Below are 15,912 nucleotides of genomic sequence, written 5' to 3'. Positions count from 1 at the left end.
GACCTCAGGCCTGGGGCTGGAGCAGCGGCGCCGCGACGAGCGAGAACAGGTCCTTCGGGTCGGTCGGCTCGGCGATGAGGTCGACCTGCGCCAGCAGCTCGCGTCCGGCCGGGTCCGCGCGCAGGGCGGCGTGCACGAACCGCAGCGTCGTCCAGTCCTCGACGGCGAACCCGACGGAGTCGAACACGGTCACCTGGTCCGGGTCGGTCCGGCCCGAGGCCTGCCCCGCGAGGATCTCCCACAGCTCGATGACCGGGTAGTCGTCCGCGACCTGCTGGATCTCCCCCTCGATCCGGGTCTGGGGGGTGTACTCGACGACGACGGCGGTCCCGGGGGCGGTGAGGATGCCCGCCTCGAGCTCGGTCTTGCCCGGGCAGTCCCCACCGATGGCGTTGACGTGCACGCCGGGGGCCGCGGTCGCGAGCATGTCCGCCGTGAGCACCGTGGCGTTGCGCTTGTCGGCCGTGCAGGTGGTGACGACGTCGGCCCCGGCCACGGCGTCGGCCGCGCTGGTGGCCTCGTGCACGTCGAAGCCGAGCGCCCGCGCGTTGCGGACGAACTTCTCCCGCGCCGCCGGGTCCACGTCCCAGGCCCGCACGTGGGTGGCGCCGAGCAGGGCCCGCATCCCGAGCGCCTGGAACTCGGCCTGGGTGCCGGTGCCGATCAGGGCGTGCGTGCGGGCGCCGGGCCGGGCGAGCGTGCGGGCGGCGAGCGCCGACGTCGCGGCCGTGCGCAGCGCCGTGAGCAGCGTCATCTCGGCGAGGAACGTCGGGTAGCCGTTCTGGACGTCGGCGAGGACGCCGAAGGCCGTCACGGTCTGGAAGCCGCGCGCCGGGTTCAGCGGGTGGCCGTTGACGTACTTGAAGCCGTAGGTGACGTCGTCGGACGTCGGCATGAGCTCGATGACGCCGTCGCGGGAGTGCGAGGCGATGCGCGGTCGCTTGTCGAGCTCCGGCCAGCGCCGGAAGTCCGTGGCGAGGGCGTCGGCGAGCTCGGTGATGATCCGTTCGGGGCCGCGCTCGGCGACCCAGCGGGCGGTGGCGGCGACGTCCAGCAGGTCGACGGTGGTCATGCGCGCACCTCCTGCGCAGGTCGGAGCTCGAGGGTGCAGCACTTGACCGAGCCGCCGCCCTTGAGCAGCTCGGACAGGTCGATGCCGACGGGGGTGTACCCCCGCTCGCGCAGCGCGACGTGCATCCCGGTAGCGCGGTCGGACAGGAACACGTGCTTGCCGTCGCTGACGGCGTTGAGGCCGAGCACGGCCGCGTCGGCCTCGGTCGCGAGGATCGCGTCCGGGTAGCGCTCGCTCAGGACCGCCCGGGACTCCGGGGTGAACGCCCCGGGGAAGTAGGCGACCTCCGGGCGGGTGCCGTCGTCGGACGCCGTCGTCAGCACGGCCAGCGCGGTGTCGAGGTGGTAGAAGCGCGGGTCGACGAGCTCGAGGGTGAGGACGTCGACACCGAGGCGCTCGGCGACCTCGGCGTGGGCCTCGCGGGAGGTGCGGAACCCGGTGCCGGCGAGCATGACCTCGCCGTCCCAGAGCAGGTCGCCCTCCCCCTCGTTCAGCTCCGCCGCCTGTCCGAGGGCGACGAGTCCGTGCCGGGCCCCGGCGTCGCGCATCCAGGCGTCGTAGGCGATGCCCTCGGGCTGCCGCTCGGGGTGGGTGAACCGGGCGGCGAGCGCCTGGCCGTCGACGACGACGCCGCCGTTGGCGGCGTAGACCATGTCGGGCAGGCCGGGCTCGGGCTCGACGACGTCGACGGTGTGGCCGTGCGCCTCGTAGGCGGCCTTGAGGGCCTGCCACTGCACGACGGCGTGGCCGGCGTCGACGGGGACCGTGAGGTCCATCCACGGGTTGATCGCGTAGACGACGTCGAAGTGGACGGGCGGGCACATGAGGTAGTGGCGTGCGGTCGGCGTGCGGTCGGTGCCGGTCGTCGCGGTCTGCGCGACGGGCGGTGTGAGCAACGTCATGCAGCGAGGCTAGGGGGACAGGCATGAACCCGAACGGCGTGTTTCCTGCGCATCCTGACGCAATGTCGCATTATTCCGTACCCTGGGCGCAACGAACCTGCGTCGAGGAGTGGGGATGGACCAGACCAACCGCGAGATCGTGGCGATCCTGCTGCGCGACGGCCGGGCGTCCTACGCGGAGATCGGGGACGCCGTCGGACTCTCGGCGACGGCCGTGAAGCGTCGCGTCGACCGGATGCAGGCCCGCGGGGAGATCGCCGGGTTCACCGTGCGGGTCGCCCCGGAGGAGCTGGGCTGGCGCATCGAGGCCTACGTCGAGATCTTCTGCCGCGGCAACATCTCGCCGGCCGCCCTGGAGCGGGACTTCGGGCCGATCCCGGAGGTCGTGCGCGTCGACACCGTCACCGGCGAGGCCGACGCGCTGGTGCAGATCATGGCGGGGTCGATGTCCGACGTCGAGCGGATCGTCGAGTCGTTCCGGGTCAACGCCCGCGTGGACAAGACGCGCACGGCGATCGTCATGTCCCGGGTCATCGACCGGCCGGCGCGGCTGGACTGAGCCGTGCCCAGACGCGTCGAGCGTCTCTGTTCCTCAGGGATCACCAGCTGATTCCTGAGGAACAGAGACGCTCGACGTCCCGGGTCACGGTCGACGGCACCGACGCGAGGTCAGCGCCGCCGACCCGGGATCACTCGCAGGTGACCGCCTCGTACGGGTGGGTCGTGGCGACCCCGCCCGCGGTGACGGTCAGCTCGCCGGCCTCGAGGGTCGGCGACTCGGCCGAGAACGGCTGCTTCCAGGTCTTGCCCGGCTTCAGCACGTCCCGGGTGCGCTCGTCACCGAGCCCGGTGACGGTGACGTCCGTGCGCTCGCCGGAGGTGTTGGTCACCTCGGCGACGACGAACGCGGCGTTCCCCCGGCACTCGGTGGCGACCTGGACCGTCACCGGGCTGGGCACCACGACGTGGGCCAGCGGGGAGACGGTGATCCGGTCGACGATCGGGGCCCACTGCGAGCGCAGCAGGTAGTCCGCCGGCCAGATCTCGGACGCGTAGGTCTCGCCGTCCCAGTTCGGCATCTCCTCCGCTCGCAGGGAGATCGTGTTCTCGCCCTCGACGAGGTCGAGCACGATCGTGCGCTCGAAGAAGTTGTTCTCGTGGAACGTCGGCACGAACGGCACCCGCTCGGCGTCGCCGCCGTTCACCGAGATGTCGGCGTGCCGGGCGACGGGGTTCGGGTTGTAGTGCGTGCCGTCGACCTGCTCCGGGTTGGAGAACCGCACGACGACCGCGTGCCGGCCGGCCTCGGCCGCCTCGACGTGGAACGTCAGCGTGTTGTCGTTGCCCGGCTCGCCCCCGACGCCGGTGACGGCGGCGCCGCCCTCGGCCAGGGAGTACTCGCCCACGGACGCGTCGCCGGTGAGCTCGGCGTCCTCGGCCTGGTACTCGGCGGGCTCCAGCAGACCCTCGCCCGGGGCCACCGTGAGACGGTCCAGGACGACGCCGTCGGCACCGGCGGTGACGACGATCTTGTTGACGCCGCCGGCCAGGTGGGCGGCGACCTCCTGGGAGGTGCCCAGGTCGAGCACGTCCGCACCGTTGACGGCCAGGGTGCCGTCACCCGCGGAGCCGACGACGTCCGCACCCAGGTGCGCCTCGCCGTCGACCGGCGAGTACACCCAGAACGTCGCGGAATCGCCCTCGGCGAGCTCCACGGCGCCCGGACCGGACACGTCGGAGACCTCGTAGGTGGCGGTCCCCCCGTCGAGGACGGCGGTCTCGGCCTCGTAGACCGAGGTCGCGGCCTCGGGGTTCGGCAGGGCCAGGGTGATGCGGTCGATGATCGCGTCACCCTGCGTGGCGCCGGAGCCGTCGAGGCTCTGCGCGGCCAGCGAGATGGTGTGCGTGCCGGCGGTCAGCTCGACGGTGGTGTCCGCGTGGTCCCACACGACCCACTTGTAGGCGAGCGGCAGGTGGATCTCCTGCTCGGCCCCGCCGTCGACCCGGACGAACACGTTGGTCGGCCCCTGCTCCTGGACCAGCCCGAACCGGTTCATCGTGGAGGAGAACACCGACAGGTCGTAGGTGCCGTCCTCGGGCACGGTGACCTCGAAGTCGAGGACGCCGTCCGACCCGGTGCGCAGGCCACCGACGTTGTACCCGCCGGAGGTGTAGAACTTCGCCACGTCCTGCGGCGAGCCCTCGGGACCGTTGAGCGAGTAGCCGGAACCGGTGTACTCGGCGTCCTCGGCCTCGTAGCTGCCCTGCCACAGCGTCGGGGTCGACGCCGTGGTCTCCCCCGCGCCGACCGGCGTGACGATCAGCTCGTAGGCGCTGGACTCGGCCAGCTCGGGCAGCTGCGACCCGTCGAAGGCCACGGTCGCGACGCCGTCGGTCACCGGGACGGTGAGGTCGGCCAGGTGCCGGGGCTGGGCGGAGTCGCCGAGCTGACCGGTCCACGGGATCTCGCGGGCGGTGACCCGCACCTCGTCGCCGAAGACGTCCGACGGGACGTTCACGAGGTCGACCGGGGCGGGGCCGTCCTGCCCGCCGAGGACGACGCGGGCCTGCCGCTGCTGCTCGTCGAGCGTGGCCAGGCCCTGCAGGCTGTAGTTCTGGCCCGGGTAGGGCGGCGTGACCTCGACGGTGTGGCCGGTCATCCGGCTGTAGGCGTTGTAGAGCCACCACTGCCCGTTGCCGCGGTTGGTCTGCACGGCCGAGTCGGACAGGTTGCCGTTGATGTTCCAGAACGCGATCATCGCCTGGACCTTGGCGTCCTCGATGGCCGACATCCACTGGATCATCTGACCGGGGACCGAGGTGTGGTAGTTGAAGGCGTACTCGTTGACGTTGACGGGGAGCTCGGTGCCCTCGTGCTCGGTGCCGGCGAAGACGTCGGCCTCCCACTCGCGGTACTCGGCCACCGACTCGCGGATCGCCTGCGGGTGGGTCAGCTCGTGCCACGTGACGATGTCGGGGACGGTGTCCTCGGCGACCGTGTGCTCGAGGAAGCCCTCGATCTGGGGCCAGAGCTCGATCGCGCCCGGCCCGGCGACGCGCATGTCCGGGAACCGCTCCTTGATGGTGCGGTACGTCTCGTCCCACGCGGCGAAGTAGTCGGTGGGGTCGGACAGCCACGAGGTGCGGTCGAGGCTCCACTGCCCCGTGCCGAACATGTTGCCCGCGGGCTCGTTGTACGGCTCGATGACGAGGTGCTCGCGGGTGTCCGCGTCGAGCGTGGAGATCATGTCGAGCTGCTCGTCCAGCACGGAGCGGTAGCTCTCGAGCTTCTCGGCGGGCGTGGCGTCGGGCTGGTCGGGCGACGGCCACTGGTAGGGGAAGCCGCGGTACCAGTCGGTGACGCGCAGGTAGACGTCCCCGCCGGTGGTGCGGGCCAGCGGTCCGAGCACCTCGAGAGCGTCGGAGCCGGGGTGCTGGGCGCCGTCCTGGGCCTTGGTGGCCACGGACTGCACGCCCATGCCCTCGACGAGGTTGTCGGTCGGCATGCCCTCGCCGTAGAGGCCGTACAGCAGCCCGGAGGCTCCGCCGGAGAACTCACCGGTGTCGGTGCCCAGGTCGACCTTCAGCTCGCCGCGGTGCACGGTGACCTCGGCGGTCACGGCCGTGCCGGCCGCGTCACCGGCGACGGTGAACGTCCCGGAGGTCTCGTAGTCGGCGGGGTCGACGTCGTCCCAGGTGACCGGCACGTCCCGATCGTAGCCGTCGGAGAACGACGCGCGGACGGCGGACGGCAGGTCGGGGGCCGACCCGGCCGAGGTGCGCACCTCGAAGACGTCCGTGCTCAGCTCCTCCAGCGTCGGGACCGTGCCGCCGAGCTCCTCGGTCAGCTCGGTCACCTGCTGGGCGCTGAGGGCCGAGCGGTAGATCCGGAAGTCGTCCACGGCGCCGTCGAACGCCGGGTCCGGGTAGAACGACCGCCCGATGTAGCCGGCCTGCGCCGCGGCGTCGGTGAGCAGGTCGGTGCCCGCCACGGACGTCTCGGCCGAGCCGACGGCCACGCCGTCGAGGTAGGTGGTGATCTGGCCGGCGTCGGAGTCGAGGGTGACGGTCAGCGTGACCCAGTCCCCGGCCTCCAGCGGCCCGTGCCCGGTGATCTGCGACTCGCCGCCGGCGCCGCCGCTGGTGACCGCCGTGCGCAGGTCCCCGCCGTTCGACGGCGTGGTGAACAGGTAGCGGGACGTGTCGGTCCCGAGGTCGAAGACCCGCTGCCAGGGCCCGCCCTCGCCGTCCCAGCGCACCTGGGCGGAGACGGTCAGGTCGGCGGCGCCGTCGATGGCGTCGCGCGGGATGACCACGTGGCCGCCCAGCAGGTCCAGGGCGCCGTCGGCGGAACCGTCGGCGGCCGTGGTCAGGGCGGTGTCCCCGGCCAGGGTCCCGTCGAGGCCGTTGCCCGACGAGTCCGGCACCGTGGTGTCCGTGACGTCGTCCATCGCGTAGTGCAGGTCCGGGTCGGGCGTGGCGGCGGCCGCGGGGGCCGCGACGGCCCCGCCGAACACGCCGGCACCGAGCATCGTCGCCGCGGTCAGCGCCGCGGTCGTGCGCCGCGGCGAGCGCCGCGGAGGTGTCGTCCTCATCAATGAGTACCTTTCGTCGTCGCGCGCCGCGTCGTGCGCGCCTCGAACCTCGTCGTACGAGCCCCCGCCCCCCGGCGGGGTCCAGCGTCCCCTCCTCTCGTCACGTCGTCGTGGCGATGCCCGGGGCCTGCGTCGAACCGGTTCGATGACCGGCGGACGACGACACGCCCCGGCGGATCGTCAGCCCACCGGCGAACCCCCGGTCACGGACCCGGACCGACCCGCGGTCCGTCCGGCAGTCCGACCCACCAGGTCGCCGAGCGCGCCGTCGCGCAGGAACACCGGCACCACGTCGAGGGGTGCGTCGACGACGACGGTGGTCCCGCCGTCGTGCACCGCACCGCTCGCGGCGTCGGTCCACCGCGCGCCGGCCGGCAGGTACACCGCGCGCTCGCGGGCACCGGCCTCCAGCACGGGCGCGACCAGCAGGTCGCGACCGAGCAGGAACTGGTCCGCCACGTCCCAGCAGGCCGGGTCGTGGGGGAAGTCGTGGAAGAGCCCGCGCATGGCGGGCTGGCCGTCGGCGTGCGCCGTCCGCATGACCTCGCGGACGTAGCCGCGCAGGTCCTCGCGCAGGTGGACGTAGCGCTCGAGGACGGCGTACACCTCCTCGCCGAAGCTCCACAGCTCGTTCGGCCCGCCGCTGCGCAGCCGCGGCGACCCGTCGGCCGCGGTCACCTCGCGGTACGGCAGCCGGTCGCCGTGCAGGCGCATCACCGGGCAGAACGCGCCGAACTGGAACCAGCGCACGAGCAGCTCACCGAAGTCCGGGTCGGTCGCGTCCCCGTCGTGGAACCCGCCGATGTCGGTGGTGAACCACGGGATGCCGGCCACGCCCATGTGGATGCCGGCGACCACCTGGCGGCGCAGGTCGGTGAAGGTCGAGGAGATGTCGCCCGACCACACCAGGGCGCCGTAGCGCTGGCTGCCGGCCCAGGCGCACCGCAGCAGGTTGACCACGTCGGTCTCGCCGTCGGCCCGCTGCCCCTCGGCGAAGGCCCGCGCGTAGTGCTGCGGGTAGACGTTGCCGACCCGGACGTTCGGGCCGGCGTGGTAGCGGTAGTTGTCGAAGTCGTAGACGCCGTACTCGGGCTCGGCCTCGTCGAGCCAGAAGGTGCGGATCCCGTAGCGGCCGTAGTTCTCCCGGCAGGTGTCCCAGAGCCAGCGCCGCGCCTCGGGGTTCGTCACGTCGAGGAACGCGCTGGGCCCCTGGAACGCCATGTGCACGTCCGGGCCGCGCTCGGCCCGGACCAGCAGGTTGTTCCGCCGCAGGTGGGAGTAGTTCTCCGACGTCGTGGCGATCTGCGGCCAGACCGACACCATGAGCTCGACGCCCATCTCGGCCAGCTCGTCGACCATCGCCTGCGGGTCCGGCCAGAACTCCTCGTCGAACCGGAAGTCGCCCATGCGGGGCCAGTGGAAGAAGTCCGCGACGATCACGTCCAGCGGCAGCCCGCGCCGCGTGTGCTCGCGCGCGACCGCCAGGAGCTCGTCCTGCGAGGTGTAGCGCAGCTTGCACTGCCAGAACCCCAGACCCCGCTCCGGCATCATCGGGGCGTGGCCGGTGGCGTCCGCGTACGCCCGCGTGATCGCCGCCGGGGAGTCCCCCGCCGTCACCCAGTAGTCGAGCTGGCGCGTCGACTCCGCGGTCCACTCGGTCCGGTTGCGCCCGAAGGTCGCCCGGCCCACGGCCGGGTTGTGCCACAGGAACCCGTAGCCCGCGCTGGACAGCACGAACGGCACGCTCGCCTGGGAGTTGCGGTGGGCCAGCTCCAGGGTGGAGCCCTTCAGGTCCAGCAGGTCCTGCTGGTACAGGCCCATGCCGTAGAGCTTCTCGTCGGCCGGCGTCTCGAAGGACGCCGTGAGCTCGAGGTCCCCGCCGAGCCGTGGCCGCAGCCGGCGGGCGGTGAGGTTGAGCGACCCGCCCCGGTCCTGCTCGCGCAGGAGCAGGCGGCCGTCGACGGCGTCGTAGAACGCCAGGTCGCACCGGGTCACCTCGTACCCCACGATCTCGTGGAACCAGGCGGCCACCGTGAGCTCGACCCGCAGCCGGCCGACCGTCAGGGTCGCCCCGTCAGCGCGCGTCTCGACGCGGGCGTCGGACGCCGCCGGCGCGAGCAGCGCCCAGTCGGCGTCCTCGACGTCGCCCTGCAGCGTCGAGCGCACGCGGACGGCGTCGGCGCCCCACGGCTCGACGACCAGCGTCTCGCCCTCGCCGCGCCAGGTCAGCCGCGCGCCGTCGACCTGCAGGGACAGGTCACCGGGGACAGGTGGTGTGGTCACGTGGTCTCCTTCGACGACGGTGCGGGAACGCGGCGCGGGTGGTCAGGCGGTGGGCAGGAAGACGCGCATGGTCGAGGGTCCTCGCTCGGCCCACCGGTGGTACGGGACCAGCGGCAGGTCGACCGGCTCGCCGCCCGCCGGCGGCGCCGGGGGGCCGAACGGCGGACGCCCGGCGGGCTGGGCGAAGTCCGGCAGCACGACCGCGCGCACCTGCGCCCCGTCCCCGGCGGTGACCGGGGCGACCGACGTGTCCATCCGGACCCGGTCGATGTCGACACCGTCGGGCAGGTCCGTGGACTCCAGGCAGAGCACCAGCGGCCCCCGCTCGACGGCGACGCACCCGCGCACGGCGTCGACCCGCGGGTCCGGCCAGGTCAGCCGCGGCGCCACGGGCAGCTCCAGCACCACGGTGCTGCCGGTCGCCACCGTCACGTCCGCCCAGCCGGGCGCGACGGCGCGGGGGGCGCCGCCGTCGGTGCTCACGGTCGCGCCGTCGGCCCAGTGCGGCACCCGCAGCCGGAGCGTGACGGGACGTCCGGGCGCCTCGGTGACGTCCACCGTGACCCGGCCGGAGACCGGGTAGTCGGTGGACACCGCCAGCGCCACGGCGGCACCGTCGTCGAGGGCGACCCGCAGGTCGGCCGCGGCGTACTGCACCAGCGAGACGGTGTCACCGTCGACCGCGGCCAGGTAGGTGTGCCACGACGCCAACGTGCGGGCGATGTTCGTGGGGCAGCACGAGACCTCGAACCAGGGGGCGCGCACGCCGCCCTCGGCCCGCGGGTTCTCCGCGTCCATCGGCACGTCCTCGCCCGCCTCGCGCTGGTGCAGCGGGTTGGCGTAGAAGAACGCGCGGCCGTCACCCCGCGGGGAGGTCGCCACGACGTTGAAGAACGTGCGCTCCATGAGGTCGGCGTACCGGACGTCTCCCGTGGCGAGGTGGAGCCGCCACGAGACCATCACCGAGGCGATGCCCGCGCAGGTCTCGCAGTAGGCGCGGTCCGGCGGCAGCTCCCAGTCGTCGCCGAATCCCTCGTCCTGGTGGCGCGAGCCCATGCCGCCGGTGAGGTACGTGCGACGCTCCACGGTGCGGTCCCACTGGCGCTGCACGGCCGAGAGCATCTCGGCGTCACCGGTGTCCAGGGCGACGTCCACCGCGCCGGCGGCCAGGTACAGGGCCCGCACGGCGTGGCCGCGCCAGACGTCGGCCTCCCGCACCGGGACGTCGTCCTGGTAGTAGGTCGGGGCGAGCAGCGGGATCGGGGCGAGCCGGCCGTGGCCGCGCCGGTCCAGGAACAGGCCGGCCTGGGCCGTGTACCGCGGCTCGCCGAGCGCCCGGCCGAGCTCGGCCAGACCGACCTCGATCTCCGGGTGCCCGCACAGGCCGTCGCGCCCGTCCGGACCGAACTCGGCGCAGACCTGGTCGGCCGCCCGGCGAGCGACCTCGACCAGCGGGTCGTCGCCCACCGTCCGGTACCGCGCCACCGCCGCCTGCAGCAGGTGGCCCACGCAGTACAGCTCGTGGCCCATGGCCATGTCGCTCCAGCGGGGCTGCTGCTCGGCGTGGCCGTAGCAGGTGTTGAGGTAGCCGTCCTCGTCCTGCGCCGCGGCGATCCGCTCGGTCAGCGCACGCACGGTGGCGTCGATCCGCGGGTCCTTCGTGCGCCCGAACTCCCAGGCCAGCCCCTCGAGGAGCTTGTAGACCTCGGAGTCCGAGAACTGCCAGCCGGGACGCTCCGTCGACGTGGTGCCGGAGGCCACGCGGTCGAAGTTCGCCAGCCAGCCCAGGTGCTCCATCCACTGCAGGCAGTGGTCGAACGTCGCCGCGGTGTTGGTCGTCTGGAGCTCGCCCCAGAACCCGCCGCGCAGGTGGGCCTCGCCGAGGCCCAGCCCGCGAGCTGTCGCACCGGAGGTCGGTGCGGGGACCACCGGGCGCGCCAGCACGGACGCCGGGGTGGTGTCGGTCATCGTCGGTTCGGTCACGTCTCAGTCCTTGATGGCGCCCGCGGTCACACCCGCGGCGACGTAGCGCTGGGCGATCACCAGGAGGATCGCCGCCGGGATCGAGGCGACGACGGCCGTCGCCATGATCGCGTTCCACTGCGTCGTGTTGTTGCCGATGTAGTTGTAGATGCTCAGGGTGATCGGGATGAGATCGCCGTTGCGGTTGATCGTCGAGGCGAAGATGAAGTCCGACCAGGCCCACAGGAACGCGAACAGCGACACCGTCAGGACCGAGTTGCGCGACATCGGCATGACGATCTCCCAGAAGGTGCGCCACGCCCCCGCCCCGTCGACCCGCGCGGCCTGCAGCAGCTCGCGCGGGATGCCGGACATGAACGCCGTGAACAGCAGCACGCCGAACGGCACCGCGATCGTCGAGTCGGCCACGATCAGCCCCGGGATCGTGTTGAGCAGCCCGAGGTTGTTGTAGACGGCGTAGAAGCCCATCGCCATGACGACGGCGGGGATCATCTGCGCCACCAGCAGCAGGAAGTTCAGCGTGCGGCCGCCCCGCAGGTGCAGCAGCGCCAGCGCGTAGCCGGCCGGAGCGGCGATCACCACGGTGAGCAGCACCGAGCCGAGCCCGATGAGCAGACTGGTGCCCAGTGCGGGCAGCTGCTGGGCGAACACCGCCTCGTAGCCCTCGAAGGTGGGGTCCCAGGGGAACCAGTGGGGCGGGTCCGCGCGCAGGTCGCGCGTCTGGGTGAAGGAGACGTTCACCATCCAGTAGACGGGGAACAGCATCAGCGCGGTGAAGACGAGACCCAGAGCCGTCTTCCACCAGACCTTGCGCTCGGTCATGACGTGGCCTCCTGTCGGTGCTGGAGGCGCAGGTGCAGGAACCCGAACACCAGCGCGATGACGATGAGCAGGTTGCCGACGGCGGCGGCCGGCGAGAAGTCGGGCTGCCCCGTGCCGAACGCCTCCCGGTAGGACCAGATGGCGAGCGTCGTGGACGAGTCGCCCGGCCCGCCCGTCGTCATGACCCAGATGACGTCGACGACCTTGAGCGTGTAGATCAGCCCGAGCAGGATCGTGATCGCGGACACCGGGCGCAGCAGCGGGAAGGTGATGGACCAGAACTGCCGCCAGGCACCGGCGCCGTCGAGGGACGCGGCCTCGTAGACGTCCCCGGGGATGTTCTGCAGCCCCGAGTACAGGATGACCAGGTTGAACGGGATGCCGAGCCAGATGTTGGCGATCGTCACGGACAGCAGCGCCGTGTCGGGGTCGGTGAGCCAGTTGATCTGCTCGCCGCCGAAGGCCGTGATCACCGAGTTGACGATGCCGTTCTCGCTGTTGAGCATCCAGGCCCACGTGGAGGCCGACACGATCAGCGGCAGCAGCCAGGGCACGAGGAACATGGCCCGCAGGGTGGTCGAGAGCCGGAAGCTCGACTTGAAGAACACGGCCAGGGCGAGGCCGAGCGTGAACTGGAAGGCGATCGACCCGAAGGTGAACACGGCCGTGTTCCACAGGGCTGTCGGGAACGTCGACGAGCTGAACACGTCGACGTAGTTCTGCAGCCCCACGAACTCGGCGTTGCCCTGCACGAACGCGCGGATCGTGTAGTCGTGCACCGACAGGTCGATGTTCCGCATCAGCGGGTAGGCGTAGAAGAGCACGAGGTACACCAGGAGCGGTGCGGCGAAGCCGACCGCGGCCCACTGGCTCGAGCTCAGCGTCCGTCGGCGTCGGGGGGCCGACGGCGCGGCGGGCTCGGTGCCCGCCGCGCCGCGCGACTCCCCGCGCGTCCCGACGTCTGCCGGGGTGCTGGTCATCAGAGGTCCTTCTCGACGGCCGCGCTCACGCGGGGTGAGCGCGGGGTGCGTTCAGGCTGACAGGCGGGACGCCGGTCAGCTGGTGGCGGCCTCGGCGTCGGCCTGCGCCGTCTCGAGGGCCTCGGCCGGGGTCGCCGCCCCGGACATGGCGTTCTGGACGGCGGTCCACAGCGCCTCGGAGATCAGTGGGTAGTCGGTCCCCAGACCGTCGCTGGTGCGGCCCTTCGCGCTCTGCACGGCCTCGACCCAGGGCTCCAGGTCGGGGTTCTCCTCGAGGAGCGCCTCCTGGCCCTCGGCCGTCGGCGGGATGTAGTACGCGAAGGTGTTCGCCGTCTCGACGAAGCCCTCGGGCGTCGTCATGCACTCGACGATCTGGCGGGTCACGTCGTAGCGCGCGGTGTCCTCCTGGACGGGCGCGACGATGAACTCACCACCGGTCGGCGCGGGGGCGACGCCGCCGTCCTTGGCCGGGAGCTGGACCAGACCGGTCTCGAACTCGGCCTCGGCGGCGCTGTTGACCTGCCAGGTGCCGTTCTCCGCGAACGCGAAGTCACCGGTGAGGAACTCCTCCCAGACGGTGTTCTGGGAGTTGTTGATCACGGTGTTGGGCGCGTAGCCCTCGTCCAGCCAGCCCTTCCACAGCTCGAGGGCCTCGACGGCCTCCGGCGAGTCGAGCTGGCTCAGGTCGGCACCGGAGCCCCAGAACCACGGGAGGAACTGGAAGGTGCCCTCCTCGGTTCCGATGGCGGAGAAGGTGATGCCCTTGCTCCCGGCGCCGGTGACCTGCTCGAGGGCGGCGGTCAGCGAGTCCCAGTCGGTGATCGACGCGGGGTCGACACCGGCCTCGTCCAGGATCTCGGCATTGTAGTACAGCGAGAGCGTGTTGGCGCCGATGGGGATGCCGTAGGCGTTCCCGTCGACGACGCCCGCGTCCAGCAGGTTCTGGTCGATCGAGGACGTGTCCAGCCCGAACTCGTCGACCGTGGTCAGCATGCCGGTGTCGGCGAGCGTGGACACGGCCGGGTTGTCGATGAGGATGACGTCGGGCGACGTGCCCTCCTGGGCCGACAGCAGCGCCTGGTTGGTCAGCGCGGTCGTGTCGTACGCGGTGCGCTCGATGGTGACGCCGGCGTCCTCACCGCAGGCCTGCACGCGGGCCTCCCAGTCGGAGGAGCCGTCGTGCTGGGGGTACGGGTCCCACCAGGTGTAGGTGCCGCCCGGCGCGTCGCCGGACTCGCCGCCGTCGGCGCCGGTCGAGCCGTCGTCGCTGGATCCGCAGGCGGCCAGCGCGAACGTGAGGCCGGTGACCCCCAGGATCCCGGCACCCCGCAGGGTGTACTTTCGCATCACGGTACTCCTCCTTGAATTCATCTCCGTGAGTGGGTGTCGTACCCGCCCGTGGCAGCGGGCGGAGCGGACCGGCCGCGCGTCAGACGCGCGGTCGGTCCGTACTTCCTCGGTCCACGATCTCCGGCGTGATGTACCGGACGACGTGCGGTTCGGTCACCTCGCCGCCACCCTCGATCCGGCGGACGAGCTGGCGCACGGCCATGCTCCCCAACCGGTCGGGGGCGCTCTCCACGGAGGAGTACGGCAGCGAGAAGTTGCGGGCGAACTCGTCCGAGAAGCGGCCGACGACCGAGAGGTCGGCCGGGACGGAGAGCCCGCGGGTCTGCAGGACGCTGGGCAGTGCTGCCGCGGCGGCCTCGTTGTTGAGCAGCAGCCCGGTGACGTCGGGGTGCTGCTCGAGCAGCGTGCGCAGGTCGGACCCGACCTGCGGCTGGTGCGCGGCGGCGGACGCGGTGTGCAGACGCACCCCGCGCAGCGCGGCCTGGGCGACGGCGGCGTCGCGCAGACGCCACACGTACGCGCCGCCGCGCTCGACGACGTGGTCGGGCTGGGAGACGAGCAGCAGCTCGCGGTGCCCCAGCGCGGCGAGGTGGTCGACCATCGCGCGGCCGGCCTCCTCGAAGTCGAGGTCGAAGACGTCGACGCCGGTCGTGTCGCGCGGCAGCCCGACCAGGGCGCCCGGGGCGCCGGCGGTGCGCAGCACGGGCAGCCGGTCGTCCTGCTCGGCGACGTTGAGCAGGACGACGCCGTCGACCATGCGCGAGTCGGTGATGCGGCGCAGGGCGTTCGGGCCGTCGGCCTCGGAGACCAGCAGGGTGTCGTACCCGAGCTCGCGGGCGGTGTCGGTCACGCCGCGGATGTACTGCATCATCGCGGGGGCGAACTCGTCGTCGAAGAACTGGGCGAGGAGACCGATCACCCGCGTCTGCGAGGTGGCCAGGGCGCGCGCGCCGGCGTTCGGCGTGTACCCGAGCTGCCGGACGGCGTCCTCGACACGACGACGGACGTCGTGCGAGATCGCCCGCTTGCCGGACAGTGCGTACGACGCCGTGCTGCGGGACACTCCCGCGACCTTGGCAACGTCACCGATGGTGGCCACTGCGCCTCCTTGTTGCGAACCGGTTCGACAGTAGCCGGTGGGCTTCAGGTCACGCAACCCCCGTTATTTCACCGAGACTTTTCATCGTTTGCGAACCGATTCGACGATGCGAACGTGACCTGCCTCACGATCGGCCTGACCTGCGCCGAAGTGGTGACACGAGGCCCCCGCGGGCTCCTAGGCTTCCTCCCATGGAGCCACGCGAGGTCTCGCAGCCGCCCGGTCGCCGCCACTCCCGCACGTGGGTGTTCGGCGGGATGCTGTTCTCCGCGCTGATCAGCCTGACCGCCTCCCTGGTGCTGTCGATCGACGCCGTCGTGCTGGCGGCGGACCCCGGCACGGAGCTGTCCTGCGACATCAACGCGGTGCTCTCCTGCGGCAGCGTCGCGCTGTCGTGGCAGGCGCAGCTGCTCGGGTTCCCCAACGCCTTCCTCGGGCTGATCGCCGAACCGGTGGTCATCACGATCGCGGTCGCCGGCCTCGGCGGCGTCCAGTTCCCCCGCTGGTTCATGGCCGCGGCGCAGGGCGTCTACACGATCGGGCTGCTCTTCGCCTACTGGCTGTTCGCGCAGTCGTACTTCGTCATCCACGCGCTGTGCCCGTGGTGCCTGCTCGTGACGCTGTCCACCACCGTCGTCTTCATGACCCTCCTGCACTGGAACGTCATGGAGAACAACCTGTACCTGCCCCGGCGGGTGCAGCGCTGGGCCCTGTCGATGGTCCGCATCGACGCCGACGTCTACCTCACCGCGGCATGGATCATCCTCCTGGTCGCCGCGGTCCTGCTGCGGTACGGCAACGCCCTGCTCGGCTGACCCGCAGCCGC

11 protein-coding genes are annotated in these 15,912 nt (G+C 72.0%); 2 read left to right on the top strand and 9 right to left on the bottom strand.

Annotation, left to right across the window (positions count from 1 at the left end):
• Positions 1-4: 4 nt before the first annotated feature.
• Together V5O49_RS09920 and ddaH are read right to left on the bottom strand one after the other, a co-directional pair.
• Positions 5-1,072, bottom strand: a complete 1,068-nt coding sequence (locus tag V5O49_RS09920; protein ID WP_332902081.1) for an ornithine cyclodeaminase — start codon at positions 1,070-1,072, stop codon at positions 5-7.
• The gene (gene ddaH / locus V5O49_RS09915) at positions 1,069-1,974 is read right to left on the bottom strand and encodes a dimethylargininase (RefSeq protein WP_332902080.1); all 906 of its coding nucleotides are present in this window, start codon (positions 1,972-1,974) and stop codon (positions 1,069-1,071) included. The genes V5O49_RS09920 and ddaH overlap by 4 nt, the downstream gene beginning before the upstream one ends.
• 115 nt (positions 1,975-2,089) lie before the next feature.
• Here ddaH and V5O49_RS09910 point away from each other — a divergent pair, with 115 nt between their 5' ends.
• On the top strand, positions 2,090-2,533 hold the full coding sequence (locus V5O49_RS09910; protein ID WP_278235685.1) for an Lrp/AsnC family transcriptional regulator: 444 nt from the start codon (positions 2,090-2,092) through the stop codon (positions 2,531-2,533).
• Positions 2,534-2,663: 130 nt separating this feature from the next.
• Here V5O49_RS09910 and V5O49_RS09905 read toward each other — a convergent pair whose 3' ends face one another.
• From V5O49_RS09905 to V5O49_RS09875, 7 genes are all read right to left on the bottom strand, one after another.
• Positions 2,664-6,569: a LamG-like jellyroll fold domain-containing protein gene (locus tag V5O49_RS09905; protein ID WP_332902079.1), complete on the bottom strand. Its 3,906-nt coding sequence runs from the start codon at positions 6,567-6,569 to the stop codon at positions 2,664-2,666.
• Positions 6,570-6,749: 180 nt separating this feature from the next.
• Positions 6,750-8,852: a glycoside hydrolase family 31 protein gene (locus tag V5O49_RS09900; RefSeq protein ID WP_332902078.1), complete on the bottom strand. Its 2,103-nt coding sequence runs from the start codon at positions 8,850-8,852 to the stop codon at positions 6,750-6,752.
• A 42-nt stretch (positions 8,853-8,894) separates the two neighbouring features.
• On the bottom strand, positions 8,895-10,820 hold the full coding sequence (locus tag V5O49_RS09895) for a glycoside hydrolase family 127 protein (protein WP_405001164.1): 1,926 nt from the start codon (positions 10,818-10,820) through the stop codon (positions 8,895-8,897).
• A gap of 18 nt (positions 10,821-10,838) precedes the next feature.
• The gene (locus V5O49_RS09890; RefSeq protein WP_278235688.1) at positions 10,839-11,657 is read right to left on the bottom strand and encodes a carbohydrate ABC transporter permease; all 819 of its coding nucleotides are present in this window, start codon (positions 11,655-11,657) and stop codon (positions 10,839-10,841) included.
• Positions 11,654-12,637, bottom strand: coding sequence for a carbohydrate ABC transporter permease (locus tag V5O49_RS09885; RefSeq protein ID WP_278235689.1), 984 nt, complete (start codon positions 12,635-12,637; stop codon positions 11,654-11,656). Before V5O49_RS09885 ends, V5O49_RS09890 begins: the two co-directional genes overlap by 4 nt.
• A gap of 75 nt (positions 12,638-12,712) precedes the next feature.
• A complete protein-coding gene (locus V5O49_RS09880) occupies positions 12,713-13,984 on the bottom strand; it encodes a sugar ABC transporter substrate-binding protein (protein WP_278235690.1) in 1,272 nt (423 codons plus the stop codon).
• Between the two features lie 82 nt (positions 13,985-14,066).
• On the bottom strand, positions 14,067-15,086 hold the full coding sequence (locus tag V5O49_RS09875) for a LacI family DNA-binding transcriptional regulator (RefSeq protein ID WP_332902076.1): 1,020 nt from the start codon (positions 15,084-15,086) through the stop codon (positions 14,067-14,069).
• 191 nt (positions 15,087-15,277) lie between these two features.
• On the opposite strand from V5O49_RS09875, the gene V5O49_RS09870 reads away from it, so the two are divergent.
• Positions 15,278-15,901: a vitamin K epoxide reductase family protein gene (locus V5O49_RS09870; protein ID WP_278235692.1), complete on the top strand. Its 624-nt coding sequence runs from the start codon at positions 15,278-15,280 to the stop codon at positions 15,899-15,901.
• Positions 15,902-15,912 lie beyond the last annotated feature (11 nt).

The organism is Isoptericola haloaureus (assembly GCF_036689775.1).
In the GTDB taxonomy this organism is placed as follows: Bacteria; Actinomycetota; Actinomycetes; order Actinomycetales; family Cellulomonadaceae; genus Isoptericola; species Isoptericola haloaureus.
This window is presented reverse-complemented; position numbering and strand designations above follow the sequence as displayed.